This is a genomic window from Salmonella sp. SAL04157 (assembly GCF_046551635.1).
Taxonomy (GTDB): Bacteria; Pseudomonadota; Gammaproteobacteria; order Enterobacterales; family Enterobacteriaceae; genus Salmonella; species Salmonella enterica.
In genome coordinates this window covers 1-596 of record NZ_JBGDVS010000030.1, presented here as the reverse complement: position 1 = coordinate 596, position 596 = coordinate 1, and the positions used below count along the sequence as shown (strand labels likewise).

1 protein-coding gene is annotated in these 596 nt (G+C 53.5%); it reads left to right on the top strand.

Annotation, left to right across the window (positions count from 1 at the left end):
• Positions 1–144: 144 nt before the first annotated feature.
• Positions 145–596 (top strand): SAM-dependent methyltransferase (locus tag ACLJRE_RS23830; protein WP_410957611.1); only part of this gene is annotated, 452 nt, incomplete at its 3' end.

Genomic DNA, 596 nt, shown 5'->3' with positions numbered 1-596 from the left:
CTTCAAAATACTATCACACCCGGACAGTAGCGAGTGGCCGGTCAGCGAGACTTTTGAGGGCAAGCTCTTTGCTCTGCTAGCAGAAAAATCAAAATCCCCGGAAGGGCGTTCCCTGAATACGCAGCTTACAAAAGGAGAAAATTAATGGATATTCCACGTATTTTTACTATCAGTGAAAGCGAACACCGCATTCATAACCCGTTCACGCCGGAAAAATACGCCACGCTGGGCCGCGTGTTGCGCATGAAACCAGGCATGCGCGTTCTTGATTTGGGCAGCGGCTCGGGTGAGATGCTTTGCACCTGGGCACGTGATTACGGTATTACCGGTACAGGCATCGATATGAGCCCACTTTTTACTACGCAGGCCAAGTTACGAGCAGAAGAGCTCGGTGTCAGTGAACGCGTTCATTTTGTGCATAATGACGCGGCGGGTTACGTCGCAGACGAAAAATGCGATGTGGCGGCGTGTGTCGGCGCGACATGGATTGCAGGTGGCGTTGCCGGGACGCTCAGGTTGCTGGCGGAAAGCCTTAAGCCCGGTGGTGTGATGCTCATCGGCGAACCTTACTGGCGTCAGGTTCCGGCAACGGAAGA